This window comes from Alkalibaculum bacchi (assembly GCF_003317055.1).
GTDB lineage: Bacteria > Bacillota > Clostridia > Eubacteriales > Alkalibacteraceae > Alkalibaculum > Alkalibaculum bacchi.
In genome coordinates, this window is the sequence record NZ_QNRX01000002.1 from 107,179 (window position 1) to 125,985 (window position 18,807).

The 18,807-nt window shown below is 35.9% G+C and carries 13 protein-coding genes; 3 read left to right on the forward strand and 10 right to left on the reverse strand.

Annotated features, from left to right (window positions below):
- Positions 1-97: 97 nt before the first annotated feature.
- Positions 98-1,918 carry a translational GTPase TypA gene (typA, locus tag DES36_RS01935; protein ID WP_113919532.1) on the forward strand — a complete coding sequence of 607 codons (1,821 nt, stop codon included), beginning with the start codon at positions 98-100 and terminating at the stop codon, positions 1,916-1,918.
- A gap of 201 nt (positions 1,919-2,119) precedes the next feature.
- On the opposite strand, the gene carB is transcribed toward typA, so the two are convergent.
- The 6 genes from carB to argC all read right to left on the reverse strand — a co-directional run bounded on the left by carB (position 2,120) and on the right by argC (position 11,209).
- Positions 2,120-5,314 (reverse strand): carbamoyl-phosphate synthase large subunit, encoded by a 3,195-nt coding sequence (gene carB / locus DES36_RS01940; protein WP_113919533.1) that lies wholly within the window; start codon positions 5,312-5,314, stop codon positions 2,120-2,122.
- The gene (locus DES36_RS01945; protein ID WP_113919534.1) at positions 5,307-6,377 is read right to left on the reverse strand and encodes a carbamoyl phosphate synthase small subunit; all 1,071 of its coding nucleotides are present in this window, start codon (positions 6,375-6,377) and stop codon (positions 5,307-5,309) included. Before DES36_RS01945 ends, carB begins: the two co-directional genes overlap by 8 nt.
- Positions 6,374-7,564: an acetylornithine transaminase gene (locus tag DES36_RS01950; protein ID WP_113919535.1), complete on the reverse strand. Its 1,191-nt coding sequence runs from the start codon at positions 7,562-7,564 to the stop codon at positions 6,374-6,376. Before DES36_RS01950 ends, DES36_RS01945 begins: the two co-directional genes overlap by 4 nt.
- Positions 7,565-7,724: 160 nt before the next feature.
- Entirely contained in the window at positions 7,725-8,585 is an 861-nt protein-coding gene (gene argB, locus DES36_RS01955; RefSeq protein ID WP_113919536.1) for an acetylglutamate kinase, read from the reverse strand.
- Between the two features lie 69 nt (positions 8,586-8,654).
- Entirely contained in the window at positions 8,655-9,875 is a 1,221-nt protein-coding gene (gene argJ / locus DES36_RS01960) for a bifunctional ornithine acetyltransferase/N-acetylglutamate synthase (RefSeq protein WP_113919537.1), read from the reverse strand.
- A gap of 293 nt (positions 9,876-10,168) precedes the next feature.
- Positions 10,169-11,209, reverse strand: coding sequence for an N-acetyl-gamma-glutamyl-phosphate reductase (gene argC, locus DES36_RS01965; RefSeq protein WP_113919538.1), 1,041 nt, complete (start codon positions 11,207-11,209; stop codon positions 10,169-10,171).
- A 138-nt stretch (positions 11,210-11,347) separates the two neighbouring features.
- On the opposite strand from argC, the gene DES36_RS01970 reads away from it, so the two are divergent.
- Both DES36_RS01970 and argH read left to right on the forward strand, forming a co-directional pair.
- On the forward strand, positions 11,348-12,550 hold the full coding sequence (locus tag DES36_RS01970) for an argininosuccinate synthase (protein WP_113919539.1): 1,203 nt from the start codon (positions 11,348-11,350) through the stop codon (positions 12,548-12,550).
- A 235-nt stretch (positions 12,551-12,785) separates the two neighbouring features.
- Entirely contained in the window at positions 12,786-14,168 is a 1,383-nt protein-coding gene (argH, locus tag DES36_RS01975; protein WP_113919540.1) for an argininosuccinate lyase, read from the forward strand.
- A 70-nt stretch (positions 14,169-14,238) separates the two neighbouring features.
- Here the strand turns inward: argH and DES36_RS01980 are convergent, their stop codons facing one another.
- The 4 genes from DES36_RS01980 to DES36_RS01995 form a co-directional block, all read right to left on the reverse strand.
- On the reverse strand, positions 14,239-14,928 hold the full coding sequence (locus tag DES36_RS01980; RefSeq protein ID WP_113919541.1) for a TIGR03936 family radical SAM-associated protein: 690 nt from the start codon (positions 14,926-14,928) through the stop codon (positions 14,239-14,241).
- Positions 14,909-16,765 (reverse strand): TIGR03960 family B12-binding radical SAM protein, encoded by a 1,857-nt coding sequence (locus tag DES36_RS01985; protein ID WP_113919542.1) that lies wholly within the window; start codon positions 16,763-16,765, stop codon positions 14,909-14,911. The genes DES36_RS01980 and DES36_RS01985 overlap by 20 nt, the downstream gene beginning before the upstream one ends.
- A gap of 412 nt (positions 16,766-17,177) precedes the next feature.
- Positions 17,178-18,023: a site-2 protease family protein gene (locus DES36_RS01990; protein WP_113919543.1), complete on the reverse strand. Its 846-nt coding sequence runs from the start codon at positions 18,021-18,023 to the stop codon at positions 17,178-17,180.
- A gap of 10 nt (positions 18,024-18,033) precedes the next feature.
- On the reverse strand, positions 18,034-18,783 hold the full coding sequence (locus DES36_RS01995) for a M23 family metallopeptidase (RefSeq protein ID WP_170128136.1): 750 nt from the start codon (positions 18,781-18,783) through the stop codon (positions 18,034-18,036).
- Positions 18,784-18,807 lie beyond the last annotated feature (24 nt).

The window sequence follows — 18,807 nt, forward strand, 5'->3', positions numbered from 1 at the left end:
TCAAAAAAAATAATATCACTATTGAAAGAATAAACTTGTAATCAAGCCACTTAAGGTATACACTATATAAGGTTAATTTAAAAAAAGGAGCACGTTAATGAAGTCTAATAAAATAATAAATATTGCTGTAATTGCCCATGTTGATGCTGGAAAATCTACTTTAGTAGATGCTTTTTTATCTTCTAGTGGTGTTTTTAGAGATAATGAAGATATTGTAGATTGCGTTATGGATAGCAACGACTTAGAGAGAGAAAGAGGCATTACAATTTATTCAAAGAACTGTTCTGTTATGTATAATGACATCAAAATAAACATAGTAGATACTCCTGGTCATGCAGATTTTTCTTCTGAGGTTGAACGAATTATCAAAACAGTAGATACTGTTATCCTTCTTGTAGATTCAAGCGAAGGTCCTATGCCTCAAACTCGTTTTGTATTAAACAAATCTCTTGAAATGGGTCTAAAGCCAATACTCTTGATTAATAAAATAGATAAACAAGACCAACGTGCAGAAGAAGTTGTAGATATGGTCTTTGATTTGTTCGTTGATCTAAATGCTAATGATGAACAACTAAACTTCCCTATACTATATGGTATTGCCAAACAGGGAATTGTAAAAAAAGAAATGGATGATGAACCTAACGGACTTATACCTTTGTTTGAGACCATCTTAGGACACGTGGATGCCTACCCTGATTTGACAGAGGAAAACCTCCAGTTACAGATTTCCTCTCTTGCCTATGACGATTACTTAGGAAGATTAGGAATTGGTCGAGTTTATAAAGGTATTATTAAAGAAGGACAAACTGTAGATATTGCAAAAATTGACGGTACTATTGGCAAAGGTAAAGTAAGTCAGATATTTGTATACAGGGGGCTGAGCCGAACTTCCGTAAAGGAAGCAGAATGTGGCGATATCGTGGTAATATCAGGTATACCAGATATTACCATTGGCGAAACCATTGGCCAAATTGATAAGGTTGAACCTATGGAAATGATCCATATTGATGAGCCTACTTTATCTATGAACTTCCTAGTCAACTCTTCTCCATTTGCAGGACAAAGTGGAAAATATGTTACTACTAGGCATTTAAAAGCAAGATTAGAAAAAGAATTAGAGGTCAATGTAGGGTTAAGGGTAGAGCCTATCGAAGGAACAGATGGGTACAAAGTTTCTGGCCGTGGTGAATTGCATTTGTCTATTTTAATGGAAAACATGAGAAGAGAAAGCTATGAACTAAGCGCGTCTAAGCCTGAAGTTATTATGCGAAGAGAAAACGGCAAATTATTAGAACCTATTGAAAAGGTAATAATCTCTGTTCCTCAACAATATTCTGGTGCCGTTATTTCAAAGTTAAATGTACGAAAAGGTGTAATGGAATCAATGTCTGGTGAAGGAGAATACACAGATATTGAATATCTTGTGCCTACAAGAGGCTTACTTGGCTATGCCAGTGAATTCATCAACGATACCAGAGGTGAAGGAACATTAGTAAGAAGATTTGAGCGATTTGAAGAGTATAAAGGGGATATTCCACAAAGAACAAACGGAGTACTAATCTCTCAATTTGACGGAGAGGCGATGGGTTATGCCTTAAACAATCTTGCCGAAAGAGCAGAGCTCTTCATTGAACCAGGTACTAAAGTATACGAAGGTATGGTTATCGGCTTAAACTCTAGAAACGATGATATGACTGTAAACCCAACCAAAGCAAAAAAACAAACAAACGTCCGTGCCTCTGGCTCAGACGATGCTATAAAATTACCACCAGCGAAAATTATGAGTCTAGAAGAAGCACTAGTATTCATCAACGACGACGAACTAGTAGAAATCACTCCAGACGCCATTCGTATTCGAAAGAAATTATTGACAGAATTAGAACGAAAGAGATTTAGGAATCAATCACAAAGAGCATAGCTCAGTTCTAAGTTGTATGTTTTAAGTTCTAAGTAAAAGATATGTCCACCGATGGTGACCACAATGATAAAGAAGGTGAGCCACATTTAAATGTAGCCCACCTTCTACTTATTATTTGAGCCCCTTATGGGGCTGTTTTGTTTTTCCCCAAAAGAATACCTAAGGGCTTTTACATAGAACGTAGATCTTACAACTTACAACTTAGAGGTATTCCCCTATAGTATCGTAAGTAATATCCTTATTTTCCATTAATGCCTTTAATGCTATAATATACGCATTTACGGTGTCAAAGCTCGTAAAACACGGCACATTTAACATTTGGCAGTAAGAACGAATTTGGAATCCTATTCTATCTGGGTCTTTTCCTATTGTTGGCGTATTGACAACTGCGCAGATTTCCCCACTCTTGATTTGCCCCTTAATTTCTTCTATCTGAGATTTATTCATAATCTCTGATTCTAAACCATTGTCTTTAAAATACTTATAAGTGTGGTCTGTAGCGAGAATATCATAACCTAAAGTTTTAAATTCTTTTCCATATTCTATGCTTTCTGCTAAATCTCTTTCATTAATTGTAAAGAGAACCTTACCTTTTAAATCAAACTTATATCCAGCACCTAAAAATGCTTTTAACAATGCCAGCTCATATTTTTGGTCTACCCCTAATACTTCACCTGTAGATTTCATCTCAGGAGTCAAAGCAGGATCTACATCTAGTAGCTTCTGAAAAGAGAATACCGGGGCTTTTACAGCAATTAATTTGCCACTTTCCCTAAGTCCAATTCCATAAGATAAATCTTCTAATTTATCTCCTAAAATAACATTCATGGCTAAATCAATCATTGGCACACCTGTAACCTTGCTCATAATTGGCACTGTTCGAGATGCTCTAGGATTGACTTCTATAATATAAACTTCCTCATTTTGAATAGCAAACTGAATATTAACTAAGCCCTTTACATTTAAGGCTCGTGATATTTGCTTTGTATAATCTACAATTTTTTCTACTACACCTGGACTCATATTTTGTGGAGGATATACGCTAAAACTATCTCCTGAATGGACACCTGTTCTTTCGATATGCTCCATAATACCAGGTATTAAAATATCCGTTCCATCGCTAATAGCATCAATTTCCACTTCTTTACCTAAAATATATTTATCAATAAGTATAGGATGTTCTGTAGAAATTCGAGCTGCTTCTTTCAGGTACTTAACGAGTTCTGATTCATCATAAACCACTTGCATAGCCCTTCCCCCTATGACGTAAGATGGGCGGACGAGTACAGGATAACCTATTTCTTTTGCAGCTGCTATCCCTGCCTCTTTACTTGTAACGGCTGTTCCTCTTGGACGTAAAATATTCAACTCTTGGAGCAATCGGTCAAAGCGTTCTCTGTCTTCAGCTACGTCAATGGCATTAACTGATGTCCCCAAAATCTGAACTCCCCGATTCATGAGCTTTTCAGCTAAGTTTAATGATGTTTGCCCACCAAATTGAACAATGACACCTTTGGGCATTTCCCTTCGAATGACATTGTACACATCCTCAATAAATAATGGCTCAAAATATAATTTATCTGCTGTATCAAAGTCTGTACTGACTGTTTCAGGATTATTGTTGATAATAATAGACTCATAGCCACATTTTTGTATAGCCCAAGCTGCGTGAACAGAACAGTAATCAAACTCGATTCCTTGACCAATTCGAATTGGACCTGATCCTATGACGATGATTTTTTCTTTTTTGCTGATGACATTTTCATCTTCTGTTTCATAAGTAGAATAATAGTAAGGGGTTGAAGATTCAAACTCTCCAGCACAAGTATCAACCATTTTATATACCGGATACAAATGATGAGCTCTTCGAATGGCATCGATGACCTTGCTGCTTTCACCAGATAAAATTTCAATTTCCTTATCTGTAAATCCTAATTTCTCAGCCTTATAAAGTAACTCGTAATTTAATGGCTGGTTCATCATTTCCTTCTCTACATTGATGATGTTATTAAACTTGTTTAAAAACCACTCATCTATTGCAGTAATTTCGTGAATTCTATCAATCGAGATACCTCTTCGAAGACCTTCAAAGATTGTAAAGATTCGACTGTCATCTGCAACATAAAGTAAATCTTCTACTTCTTTATTGCTTAATTTTTCTAAATCTTGTTTTCTCATAGAAATAATATTGCCTTCTAATGAGATAACTGCTTTTAGAAAAGAACTTTCAAAGTTACGGTCAATAGCCATCACCTCTCCAGTAGCCTTCATTTGGGTACCTAATTTTCGATTAGCATACTCAAACTTATCAAATGGCCATTTTGGTATCTTAATAACCACATAATCTAAAGTAGGTTCAAAGGCAGCCTTTGTCTTTTTTGTTACAGCGTTGTCAATTTCGTGAAGCTGTAGTCCAACTGCTATCTTAGCGGCAATTTTTGCAATAGGATAGCCTGCCGCTTTTGACGCTAGGGCTGAAGATCGACTTACTCTTGGGTTAACTTCAATGACAATATACTCTTTACTCTTAGGATTTAGGGCAAATTGAATATTGCACCCACCTTCAATCTTTAAAGCTCGAATGATTTTAAGAGCAGATTCTCTAAGCATATGATACTCATTATCTGTTAGGGTTTGAGAAGGAGCTACAACGATGCTATCTCCAGTATGTATTCCTACAGGATCTATATTTTCCATATTGCAGATGATTATGCAAGTGTCGTTGCTGTCTCGCATGACTTCGTACTCTAACTCTTTCCATCCAGCCACACTTTGTTCAATTAAGACTTGATTAATAGGGCTAAACATAATTCCCGTATGAACAATCTCACGAAGTTCTTCTTCGTTCTCGGCAATGCCTCCCCCTGTACCCCCTAAAGTATAGGCAGGTCGAATAATCAATGGAAATCCAATCTTTTTTGAAAAAGCCACACCGTCTTCTACAGTAGAGATAATTTCACTGCTAGGAATAGGCTCTCCTATTTCTTCCATTAAAGCTTTAAAGCTTTCACGATCTTCTGCTTTTTCAATAGCTTCTAAAGATGTTCCAAGCAATCGAACCTTATACTTGTCTAGCACACCTGCTTTTTCTAGTTCTACTGCCATATTTAGCCCTGTCTGCCCTCCAATAGTAGCAAGTAAGCCATCTGGTCTTTCTTTATCAATAATATAAGTAATCGCTTCTAAATTAATCGGTTCTATATATACCCGATCTGCAATATTTTCATCTGTCATAATCGTAGCAGGATTGCTATTGACTAATACTACTTCCATTCCCTCTTCTCGTAAAGCCTTACAAGCTTGAGTTCCTGCGTAATCAAATTCAGCCGCTTGACCAATAATAATAGGGCCAGAACCGATTACTAAAACCTTTTTAATGTCAGTTCTCTTAGGCATAGTCTTCACCTGCTTTCAAATTATGTAGCCATTCGTCAAATATACTATGTCCGTCAATAGAGCCAGGTCCTTCTTCTGGATGAAATTGAACAGCCTTTATAGAAAATTTAGGATATGCAAACCCCTCTAATGTATTATCATTAATGTTCATGTAGGTTTTTTCTACGTAGGAAGGAAGCGAATTTTCCTCTACTGCATAGCCATGATTTTGAGAAGAGATTAGTATTTTTCCAGTTGTAATGTCCTGCACTGGGTGATTTGTTCCTCTATGACCAAATTTCATTTTATAGGTATCTCCACCTAATGCTAATGCCAGTATTTGATGTCCTAAGCAAATCCCCCATATGGGTATAACACCTGTTAACTGCTTTACTAATTCAATGACTTCAGTGCAATTCTTGGGATCTCCCGGACCATTAGAGATTAATAATACCTCGATGCCATCCTCTACAATCTCTTCTTTTTTTGTGTCATAAGGATAAATGTTTATACTGCAATTTCTTTTTTGTAAATGATTTATAATTCCATCCTTTAGTCCTAAATCTAAAATACCTACCTTTATTCCTCTTCCCGGAAAACACTCTTTCTTTTTTCGAGATACTATTTTAACTACATCTTTAGGAAATTCATAATCTTGTAATAACGCCTCTGGATTCTTTAGCTCTTCTGAAGTAATTAAGCATTTCATACTGCCCTTTTCGCGAACCTTTTTTGTGAGCATTCGGGTATCCACATCATATACTCCAGGAATATCATGCTCTTTTAAGAATTGATTAAGGGTTTCATAGCTCTCGTAGTGGTTTGGTATTTTTGCATACTCTCTTACAATAAATGCTTTTAAATGAATTGTTGATGATTCTTTGTCTTTTTTATTAATGCCATAATTTCCTATTAATGGGTAAGTCATAATAACTACTTGTTCCTTATAAGAAGGATCCGTCAACACTTCCTCATACCCTGTCATTCCCGTATTAAATACCAATTCTCCCACTACCGTTTTATTAACGCCAAAGGTTTTGCCCTCTAATTTTGTTCCATCTTCTAAATAGATGAATGATTTCATTCTATTTCCCCCAGCACGCTTTTTAGGATTGCTATACCTTGGTCAATTTGTTCTATTGTAATAATAAGTGGTGGTACAAAACGAATTACATTGGTTCCTGAAGATACTAGGAGCAGTCCCTTTTCCATGGCTTTATTAACAATAACTCCAACAGGTGCTGTCACTTCAATTCCTTGAATTAGACCCATTCCCCTTATATCTACTATAGTGTCAAAGGAATTTTTTAATTCTTCTAAGGATTTCTTCAAATGATTTCCTTTTTCTTTAACACTTTCTAATACTCCATTTTCCATAATCTCTGTCAAGACTACTTTTGCAGCAGTAGTAGAGATAGAGTTTCCACCAAAAGTAGATGCATGAGTACCTGGTGTAAATTCTTTAGAGAATTTCTTTTTAGCAATAATACCACCTATAGGAATTCCATTTCCTAAACCTTTTGCAAAAGTGACAATATCTGGCACCACACCTAATTCTTGATAAGCAAATAAGCTACCTGTACGTCCAATTCCTGTCTGTACTTCATCAAAGATTAAGACAATATCTTGCTCATCACAGATTTTTCTTACTTGTTTTAAGTAATCAATATCTACAGGATATATGCCACCCTCTCCTTGAATAGGCTCTAAGATGATAGCAGAAGTCCTCTCTGAAATTTGAGATTTTAAGTCTTGAAGATTATTAAACTCTACTCTCTTTACCGTTGGGAGCAAAGGAGCTAAGTTTGCATGATATTTCTCTTGACCAGTCAATGAGAGAGCCCCCATAGTTCTGCCGTGAAAAGATTTGTTCATGCCGATGATCTCGTAACAATCCTGTCCTTTGTTTTTTTCGCTGTAAATTCGACTTAATTTTAATGCCGATTCTACCGCTTCTGCTCCACTATTGCAGAAAAACACTTGATCTAGCCCAGAGTATTTTACCAACAATTCAGCTGTTTCGACCTGTGGCTTCGTCCAATAAAGATTGGAAACATGGTTCATCTTTTGAAGTTGTTCTGTTATAGCCTTTACAAAAGCGGGGTGAGCATACCCCAAGCAATTCACAGCAATACCAGCTACAAAATCTAAGTACTTCTTTCCTTTATCATCATACAAATAAACTCCCTCGCCCTTTTCCAGCACTAGTGGAAAACGAGAATAAGAGCTCATAATATATTCGTTACCTTTTGTAATGGTGCTATTTTCCATAATAATCGTCCTTTCATATACATATATATACTTCATACATTTTTATGCTGAAAGCTGAAAGCTGAAATGAAAACCAAACTCGCCTATAGGCGAGTTTGGTTTTTCCTTACCACCTTACCACCTTACCACCTTACCACCTAAAAAGTGCCTTTAGCACTTTTTACGGCATTAACATTGTCCCTATACCAGAATTTGTAAAAAGTTCTAATAGAATACTATGTTCTACCCGCCCATCTAGTATATGTACTCCGGCTACTCCATTTTTGATGCTTTCTGCACAACAATCTACTTTAGGAATCATCCCACCTTGTATGATTTTGTCGTCCTTATATCTTTGTATTTCATCTACTTTAATCTTTGATATGAGGCTGGTCTTGTCTTTTACATCTCTTAAGACCCCTTCTACATCTGTCAAATAAATCAATTTTTCTGCACCTAATTTAGCAGCTATGGCTCCAGCTACGTAGTCTGCGTTGATATTATAAGTATTATTGTTTTCATCACAAGCAATAGGTGCTATGACAGGAATAAAATCATTTTCAATTAGGGCTGTAATCAGCTCTGTTTGAATGGTGTCGATTTCTCCTACCCAACCGATATCTAGACCGTCTAAAAGTTTTTTCTTGGCGATAATACTTCTTCCGTCCTTTCCACTAATACCTACTGACTTTATGCCTTGCTTTTCAAATAACTGGACGATCTCTTTATTCACATTACCAGAGAGTACCATTTCAGCAATTTCCATAGTTTCATCATCTGTAACTCGAAGACCTTGAATAAATTTTGGTTCTTTGCCAATTTTCACTAACATTTCACTGATTTTTTTGCCTCCACCGTGAACGACCACAGGTTTGATACCTACTAATTTCATTAAGCTAATATCCTTAATAACGGACATTTTTAGCTCCGCATCGATCATGGCGCTTCCACCGTATTTTATGACGATGATTTTATTATTAAACATTTGAATATATGGAAGAGCCTCCACCAAGGTTTTAGCTCTAATAATCGACTTATCCATTTTAAACTCCTAATCTATTGTGTTTATATATTTCATTTTTTATTGCAATAACATCTTTACTGCCTGAATTTATGATCTATACTCGCCATTTATTTTTACGTATTCATAGCTTAAATCACAGCCCCAACCTGTAGCAGAATATTCCCCTTCATTTAACTCTAGAAGAATTTGTATTTCATTGTTTTTTAGAATATGAAAAGCTTTATTTTCGTCAAAATCTACAGGTAATCCCTTTTCTGTAAGCAAGATTTTTTCTCCACCGCTCATAAAGTATAAAGTAGATTTATCGGGATCAAAATCTGCTCCCGAATAGCCTGCTGCACAAATAACACGACCCCAATTTGCATCTTCTCCGAACATAGCTGTCTTTACCAAATTAGAAGTTAGAATGGATTTGACTACTGCTTTTGCATCATCCTTGCTCTTTGCTCCAGTTACGTTTGCTTCAATGAATTTACTTGCTCCTTCTCCATCTTTTACAATAGATTGAGCTAAATATTTATTTACATATAGGAAGGCCTCATAAAAGACTTCGTAATCCTGATTTTTTTCATTAATCTTAGGATTTTCTGCCATGCCGTTAGCCATAGCCATAACCATATCATTGGTACTTGTATCGCCATCTACAGTGATCATATTATAGGTATCTTGAGTAATTTCTTTTAAGGAATCCCTAAACAAGCCTTTATCAATATTTACATCGGTAGTAATAAAAGATAGCATAGTTGCCATATTAGGATGAATCATCCCAGATCCTTTGGCCATACCACCAATGTGCACCTCTTTTCCTCCTATTTCAACTTTGACAGAGATGGTCTTCATCATCGTATCTGTAGTCATAATGGCCTCTGCAGCATGAACTCCAGATAAAATATCATTATCCACTTCAGGGAGTAATTCTCTAATTCCTTTGACAATCTTTTCAATAGGCATAGGAATGCCAATAACTCCTGTAGATGCTACTAAGATTTCCTTCTCATTGACATTCATTAATTTAGCCATAGTTTGGGCCATAGTTTGTGCATCTTCTGCACCCTTTTTACCTGTACAAGAATTGGCATTTCCGCTATTTACTACTAATCCTCTTATCGTTGAATAATTTTTGTAAATATCATGATTCCATAAAACAGGAGCTGCTTTTACTTTGTTGGTAGTAAACACTGCTGCTAAACTACAGGGAGCATCACTCACCAAAATAGCTAAATCTTTTCTCGCCTTTTTAAGACCTATAAACTTCCCTCCTGCCTTAAATCCTTTAGGTGCAATAATACCACCTTCAACTATATTCATGTTTTCACGCTTCTTTCGTTTTTATTTAGATATCATCTCGTAACAATATATGCCCTGAATGTAGCATTGTAATTCCGGAGTAAAGCTGTCAAGGTGATAAGGTGGTCAGGTGGTCAGGTGATAAGCAAAATCACTCGTCGCCTATGGGCGAATAATGTTTTTTCTTTACAACTTTTAAACCAGCTAACATATATTTGTTCCTAACTACCTAATTACATCAATACAATCCAGCCACCAATGGTGGCTTTCATGGTTTTGCTGACCACCTGACCACCTTAATGCTGACCACCTGATTAGATCGGAAACAACGGCACATAATCCAACCCAGTTTTCTCCTCCCAACCAAATAAAAGATTCATATTCTGTACGGCTTGACCGGCAGCGCCTTTTACTAGATTGTCTATGGCTCCGATTATAATTATAGTATTTGTCCTAGAGTCTATATTTAAACCAATATCACAATAATTTGATCCTTTAACCCATCTTGTCTCTGGATTTTTGCCCTTTGGCAATAATCTTACAAAATATTCATCTTTATAGAATTCTTCGTATATTGAGTAGATTTCATCAATGCTCTTTTCTTCTTTTAATCTCACATAGGAAGTGGCTAAAATCCCTCTATTCATAGGGACGAGATGCGGGGTAAAGAGGAGCCTAATACCTTCGCCTGCTATTTTAGATAATTGTTCTTCAATTTCTGGCGTATGTCTATGTGAAGCTACTTTATACGCTTTTATGGACTCATTTGCTTCCGTATAGTGAGTAGAAAGATCTAAACCTCTACCTGCCCCAGTTACACCAGATTTTGCATCGATGACGATAGACTTCTTATCTACATAACTTTTATCCATTAAAGGCGCTAGGGACAATATGCTGCAAGTAGTATAACAACCTGGATTGGCTATTATATTTGTATTTACAATTTCCTCTCTATTTAATTCACATAATCCGTATACTGCTTTTTCTAATAATGGTACACTTCCGTGTTTCGTATACCAACTTTCATACACATCTACATCCCTAATCCTAAAATCAGCACCTAAATCGATGACTTTTACTTTATTTAAGATTTCTTGTGTTACTACATTAGACGCTACACCATGAGGCAAAGCTAAAAAAATCACATCTACTTCTTCGCTGAGTTTCTCCATATCATTTTCAGAAAAAATCAAATCGCTTATTTTTAAGTAATTCCCATATGAATTATCGTATCTTTCATTAATATTGCTTCTAGAAGTAATTGTACTTACATCTACATTGGGATGCTGATATAATAGTCTTATTAACTCTTGACCTGCATAACCTGAAGCACCAACAACTGCCACTTTAATCATTATAAACACCTTCTTTAGTTTTAATGAATCTATTTTAACATGATTTGCATAAATTTGCATTATTATTATTGCATATTATACAACAATAATGTATAATTATTCAATACTTATTTGAATTTATTTTTGGAGGGAAAAACAATGAAAGAAAAAGTAATCCTAGCTTATTCTGGGGGATTAGATACAACAACTATTATACCTTGGTTAAAAGAAAATTATGATTATGATGTAATCTGTGTTTGTATAGACGTAGGACAAGGACAAGAAATTGACGGTCTCGAAGAAAGAGCTCTTTCTTCTGGAGCAAGCAAATTGTACATTGACGATGTAACAGAAGAATTTGTTCAAAATTATGTATACCCTACTATGAAAGCTGGCGCAGTATACGAAGATAAATACTTGCTCGGAACATCCATAGCAAGACCACTTATTGCTCAAAGATTAGTTCACTACGCTTTATTAGAAAATGCAGTTGCCATTTGCCACGGTGCTACAGGAAAAGGAAACGATCAAGTGCGATTTGAACTCACTATTAATGCATTAGCTCCTCACTTGCAAATCATCGCACCTTGGAGAATTTGGGATATAAAATCTCGTGAAGATTCTATTAACTATTGCTTACAACATGATATTAAGTTAAATATGAATAAAGAAACCAGCTACAGTAGGGACCGAAATCTTTGGCATATTAGCCACGAAGGACTTGAACTTGAAGATCCATCTATCGAACCAGATTATTCAAAAATCCTTCAATTGACAAATACTCTTGAAGATGCTCCTAATGAAGCTGAATATGTAGAAATAGAATTTGAAAAAGGCATCCCAGTAAAATTAGACGGAAAAGCTTTAAATGGCACAGATATGATTTCTGAATTAAACAAAATCGGTGGAAAACACGCTATCGGCATCATCGACTTAGTAGAGAACCGAGTTGTAGGTATGAAATCAAGAGGTGTTTATGAAACTCCTGGTGGAACGATTCTTTATAGAGCACATCAAGAATTAGAACATTTATGTTTAGACAAACAAACGTACTCTTATAAGCAAACACTAGCCATCAAATACGCAGAATTAGTCTACAGTGGCGAATGGTTTACACCACTTCGTGAAGCACTAGAAGCCTTTGTAGATAGCACTCAAGAGACTGTAACAGGTGTTGTCAAATTAAAACTTTACAAAGGCAATATGATTTCTGCTGGTGCAACTTCACCTTACTCTCTATACAATGAAGAAATTGCAAGCTTTACTACAGGCGATCTTTACGATCATAAAGATGCAGAAGGCTTTATCCGATTATTTGGTTTACCACTTCGTGTAAGAGCGTTGATGAAAGAGAAAAAATAGCGCCTTCGGCGCATTTTAGGTGGTCAGGTGGTCAGCTGTAAGGTGGTCAGCAAAAACATCTAAGCCACCATTGGTGGCTTAGTTTAAGATTCTTCGCTGCGCTCAAGAATGACTAGAGCAGGATACCTCGCCCATAGGCGAGGTTCGGTTTTGCTTACCACCTGGTTACCTTACCACCTTACCACCTTACCACCTTACCACCTATCACCTAGAATAAAAAAAGGATGTGAACTCCATGAAACTTTGGGGAGGTAGATTTACTAAAGAAACAAGCCAATTGACAGATGACTTCAATTCTTCTATACATTTTGACCATATCCTATACAAGTATGATATCTACGGTAGCATAGCTCATGCTACTATGTTAGGGAAGCAAAATATCATCAGCAATGAGGAAGCTGCTCTCATTGTAAGTGGATTAAAAGAAATTTTACAAGATATAGAAGATGACAGAGTTGAATTTGATGTATCTGCTGAAGATATTCACATGAACGTAGAAAAACTTCTTATCGAAAAAATTGGCGATACGGGTAAGAAGCTCCATACAGGAAGAAGCCGAAATGATCAAGTTGCATTAGACGTAAGAATGTATGTAAAAGATAAGATTATATATATAGATCAGTTGCTTCATGAATTGCAAGAGGCCATCATCAAGATTGCAGAAGGCAATATTGATACCATTATGCCTGGTTACACTCATCTACAAAAGGCCCAACCTATTACTCTAGCTCATCACGTATTAGCGTATTTTGAGATGTTCAAAAGGGACCGAGAAAGACTAATGGACTGTTACAAGAGGACTAATGTGCTACCTTTAGGTGCAGGTGCCCTAGCTACAACTACTTATCCCTTAGATCGTACTTATGTAGCCAGCCTTTTAGATTTTGATGGAATTACGATGAACAGTATTGATTCTGTATCAGATCGAGACTTTTCTATTGAATTTATGAGTGCAATGTCTCTCATCATGATGCATTTAAGTCGATTTAGTGAGGAGATCATCTTTTGGTGCTCAGATGAGTTTAGATTTGTACAATTAGATGATGAGTACAGCACAGGTAGCAGTATTATGCCTCAAAAGAAAAATCCTGATATAGCGGAATTAGTACGTGGAAAAACCGGACGAGTTTATGGAAATTTATTAGGACTTTTGACTACTATGAAAGGCCTTCCTCTAGCTTATAACAAGGATATGCAAGAGGACAAAGAGTCCTTATTTGACAGCGTGAATACCTTATCTATGGCTATACCTATCTTTACGAAGATGATCGATACTATGAAGATCAATAAAGAAAATATGTACCATTCTGCGGGAAAAGGATTTACCAATGCTACAGACGCAGCTGACTGGTTAGTCAAAAATCAGGTTCCCTTTAGAGAAGCTCACGCTATCATCGGAAAATTAGTCCTTTATGCAATCGACAAAAATAAGACCTTAGAAGAGCTTTCACTTGAAGAATACAAAGAGGTCTCCTCCATCTTTAACGAAACCATCTACGACAGTATTACTTTAGAAGCCTGTGTAAACAACCGAAAAGTAGATGGTGGCCCATCACGAGAAAGCGTAGAAAAAGTAATTTTTATTAACAAAAATTATCTTCTAAACAAGAAGAAATGAAAAAAATCTCAGCTGAGCTGAGATTTTTTCTTACCACCTTACCACCTTACCACCTTACCACCTTACCACCTTATTTAAGATCTATCTCATTCCCATCCACAAGCATATCCACTCGGTGAATCTTCGCCTTTGGAAATTCCTTAAAAATTTTATATTCTCTAATGATATAGTCTAAAAGGAGTTGAGGATTTAGATTGTCTATACTTCCCATACTGAGAACCATATCTAAATGTGCTTTATTGCTGCTAATCCTATCTAATTCTAATTTTTTAATATAGGATCGTATATTTTTTGTGACCAATTTTCCTTTTTTATTTTTTCTCGTCAATTCTAAAGTATCTTTCTTTAGAATTTCTCTGATTACTTCTCGAATCTTATTTTCTGTAACATGATCTTCTACAGGAACTTCTACTTTTAAAATCCCCTCTGTGATGACAGAGGCTAAAGATTTTACTGGCTCCTCTAAGATCTTTACAGCTAATATCTCTAAGCCTTTTGGGGATTGTTCATTTAACAATGCTTTTAGTTTTTCACCGTCCATAGGGGCTACAAGTTCCACGTCTAAATACTCGCCTTCGCTTGTCATACCTACAGGCATGGCCATAGCATAGGATACTTTTAAATGGGGATTAAATCCTTGAGAAAATGCTACATCTATTCCTGCCCGATTGAGCAATCTATGAAAGCTCCTTTGAAAATCTAAATGAGAGATGTATTTAATCTCGTTGCCTTTTGCATATTTAATTCGAGCCAAGGTCATTACATACCCACCTCCCTGAAAAACTAGTAATACCGCAGTTTGAACAATCGTTTCTACAATATTCTGTAGTAGTCTCTTCAAAAGCTTTTTTCTTCTCTTTTCGTAAAAACGCCTTGCTTACACCAGCATCTATTATATCCCAAGGCAATATTTCATCTTCTCTTCTCTTGGCTTGAGCATAATCTTCTGGATTAATGCCACATTCTTCAAAAGCTTCCATCCAGACATCATACTTAAAGATTTCTCTAGTATCATCAAACTTACATCCTTTTTTCCAGGCTGTATATAAGACTTTACCAATTCTTCGATCTCCCCTTGCAAAGACACCTTCTAAAACGCTCAGGCCTGGTTCATGCCAGTTGTAACTAATCTTTCTATTCTTCAGTCTGGATTTTAAATAATTCTGCTTTTCAATAATTTCCTCAATGCTGTTTTGTCCTTCCCATTGGAAAGGTGTAAAAACTTTTGGAACGAAAGAAGATGTACTGACTACAATTTTCACATTTCTGTTCTTTTTAGGGCTTTCTGTTTTATAATACCTATCTAAAACTTTTTCTGCTAAATCGGCGATACCTTCAATATCTTCCATGGTTTCTGTAGGTAATCCAATCATAAAGTATAATTTAACATGACCCCAACCAGCCTCAAAAGCTTCTGAAACAGTAGTTAGCAAGTCTTCCTCCGTAACGCCTTTATTGATGACATCTCTTAACCTTTGGGTTCCTGCTTCTGGAGCAAAGGTTAGTCCAGATTTTCTCACCTTTTGAAGCTCATCAGCCAAACCAATAGAAAAAGTATCAATTCGAAGAGAAGGTAAACTGACAGAAACCTTTTTTTCCTCATACTCTTTCAAATGATTGATTAACTCCGGTAGTTTTGAATAATCTGTAGTACTTAAAGAAGATAAAGAAATTTCATCGTAACCTGTAGCTTCTAATAGTTTTCTCGCATCTTCTTTTAAACGTTCTGGGCTCTTTTCTCTCATTGGTCGATAAATCATACCCGCTTGACAGAATCTACACCCCCGTGTACAACCCCTAAACACTTCTAACATAATACGATCATGAACAGTCTGTATATAAGGTAAGATGATTTTATCTGGAAAAGATACCTTGTCTAAATCTTCAATATACCTTTTTTGAATTTTTTCTGGAGCACCTTCTACAAGAGATTTCACTTGTAAAATTTCTCCTTCGTTACGATATTCTACGTCATAGAATGAAGGAATGTACACGCCTTTCAAAGCCATAAACTTTTTTAGAAGATCTTTTCTACTTGTACCTTTATTTCTTTTATATACATCTATAAGCTCTAAAAGGACTTCCTCTGCTTCACCTACTACTACAATATCTACAAAATCTGCTAAAGGCTCCGTATTGAAAGCACAAGGTCCACCTACTATAATAAAGGGATCCTCTTCTCCTCTGTCTTTGCTGTAAATTGGAATCTGACCAAGGTCTAGCATATTTAATATATTAGAAAATGACATCTCATACTGTAAAGTAAACCCTACAAAATCAAAGTTTGATAGCTTATCTTTGCTTTCAAGTGTATACAAAGGTATATCATTTTCTCTCATGACCTTTTCCATATCAATCCAAGGAGCAAAAGTTCGCTCACAGTAAACTGCTTCTTGCTCATTGAGGAGATGATATAAAATTTTCATACCCAAATGGCTCATTCCTACTTCATATATATCAGGAAAGGCAAAGGCAAAGCGGATTGTATCTGCAGTGATATCTTTTTCTACTACATTCAACTCATTCCCAACATAACGCCCAGGACTTTCTACTAATGGCAACAAGTCATCTAATTTATCTAAAAACTCTTTCTTCATGTATTTCTCCTTATCATTAGCTTGTTTTTCTAGAATTTAATTATATATTATTGTGTCTCAAAGTCAAATAGGAAAGTGCCTTTAGCTACTTTAGCTCTAAGAAAAATCATCTTATTGGTTGGACGGTTGGACAGGAAAAACCTTTTGGCTGAAAGCCGAAAGCTGAAAGCTGAACTTTATAAGTTGAAATGTTGATATGTTGGAAAAAATAATTAGTTGTTTAGAAAAGCAAACTCGCCTTCTGGAGAGTCTTTTAAACCCGAACTTCTGCAGGAGTCATCCTTGAGCGCAGCGAAGGATCTTTGACCCCAGAGGAATAAATGGCACTGGTCGCTGAACGCTGGTTGCTGGTAGCTTAGTTTCTTTTGCTGACAACCCGACCACCTACCCAAGTTCAGCTTTCCGCTTTCAACTAATTAAGTAAATCCCGAACTCTCCCATCATACCCATACCGAATAATCCCCTCAATAACGTCTTCTTCTGTAATGGTTTTTAGGTATTTACTTCCGTCTAAAATATCAATAAAGTAGTACCGATTTCCATTAAAATTGCTCATTATCTTTTTTAAACTAGAGTTGACATTTGTACATATTCTTTCACTTTTTACGATTTGATTTTTCTTATGGACTCTTTTTCTTTTAATCATTTCCCATTCCATTGCCCTTATTAGAATGTTCTTTTTTTCTTTTGTGCTCTCAACTAAAAGAAAAGCACCAACAATGCCATAGCTAATATTGTAAATATTATATGCTAAAGAATAGATTGTAATAACTAATAAAAAGATAGCAAATAGCTGGGTTATAATGAACATGATTTTCGTAGACCTTATATTGCCGAGTACTTTAGAAAGGAGGATGCGAAAAATCACGCTTCCATCTAAAGGATGGAATGGTAAAATATTAAGAAATCCTATGCATAAATTTGCAAATAGGATTTCATTATATAAGGAAAAGTAATATATTTTATATGCTTTTAATGTATATAGTATTACAGATAAAAGAATATTTGTCAGTGGACCTGATAGGTAAATAAAAAACTTCTGATGATCTTCTAAATTGCTATCATCCATCTTCATCTTACATCCAAAAGGCATAAACTCTAGGTATTCAATTGGAACATCATAGTACTTTGCTACTAAATAATGAGCCAGATCATGAATACACACGGCTATAAAGAACACACACAAATCTTCTAGACCACCAAAAAATCCTGCAAAAAGCAAGACAGGTAAAAATAATAGGTTTACTTTTGGCTTCATAAAAACCTCTTTATTGTTCTTCCCCTGTATTAAAGAACGTATTAGGATCTACAGCAGTATTGTCTTTCCAAACTTCAAAGAACAAGAGTTTAGAAATCTCTTCATTGGCTTCAATAGTCCCTAATTCCTGACCTCTTGTGACAGACTGACCTTCTTTAATGCTTAGATTTTCTATTCCATCATAGACACTCTTATATTGATTTTGATGTTGTAGAACTACTCTGCTCCCCTGATATGTACTATCCATAATATTTAGGACAGTTCCATCCATAGAGGCTAAGACTCCCTGGGTTTCAAATAGTGAGTATTCAATGCCTCTAGGTTCAATTTTTGTATTAAATACTGGATGAATCTTCTCTTCAAATGCACTGCTCACGTGACCCTTTACAGGTTCTAAAAATGGCTCATCAAAGCCGCTATTAAATACGGGGACTTCCTCTCTCCCTATAAGACCAGAAACTTTTTCCTCAAATAGTGCAACCATGTCCCCTTTTAAGAGCTCATTCCATTGCACCTGATAAGAAATTGCCTTTCCAATTTCCTCAGTAAGTTCCTTAGAAAACGAATCTTCAAGATTGCTCAAGAAAAAGATTCCTACTAAGAGGACCACACAAATTGCTGTTTTTACAACAAATTTGCTAGAGCCCGTCTCCTCCTCATATTGATTATGTCTATAGTAATAACTACCGTTAGCACCACTATTGCTCCTTGGCCTTGCTTCTAATTTTATCCGTTGATTATTGGATTTTCGATTGTTCATAAAATCAATTCTCCCCCTATCGTA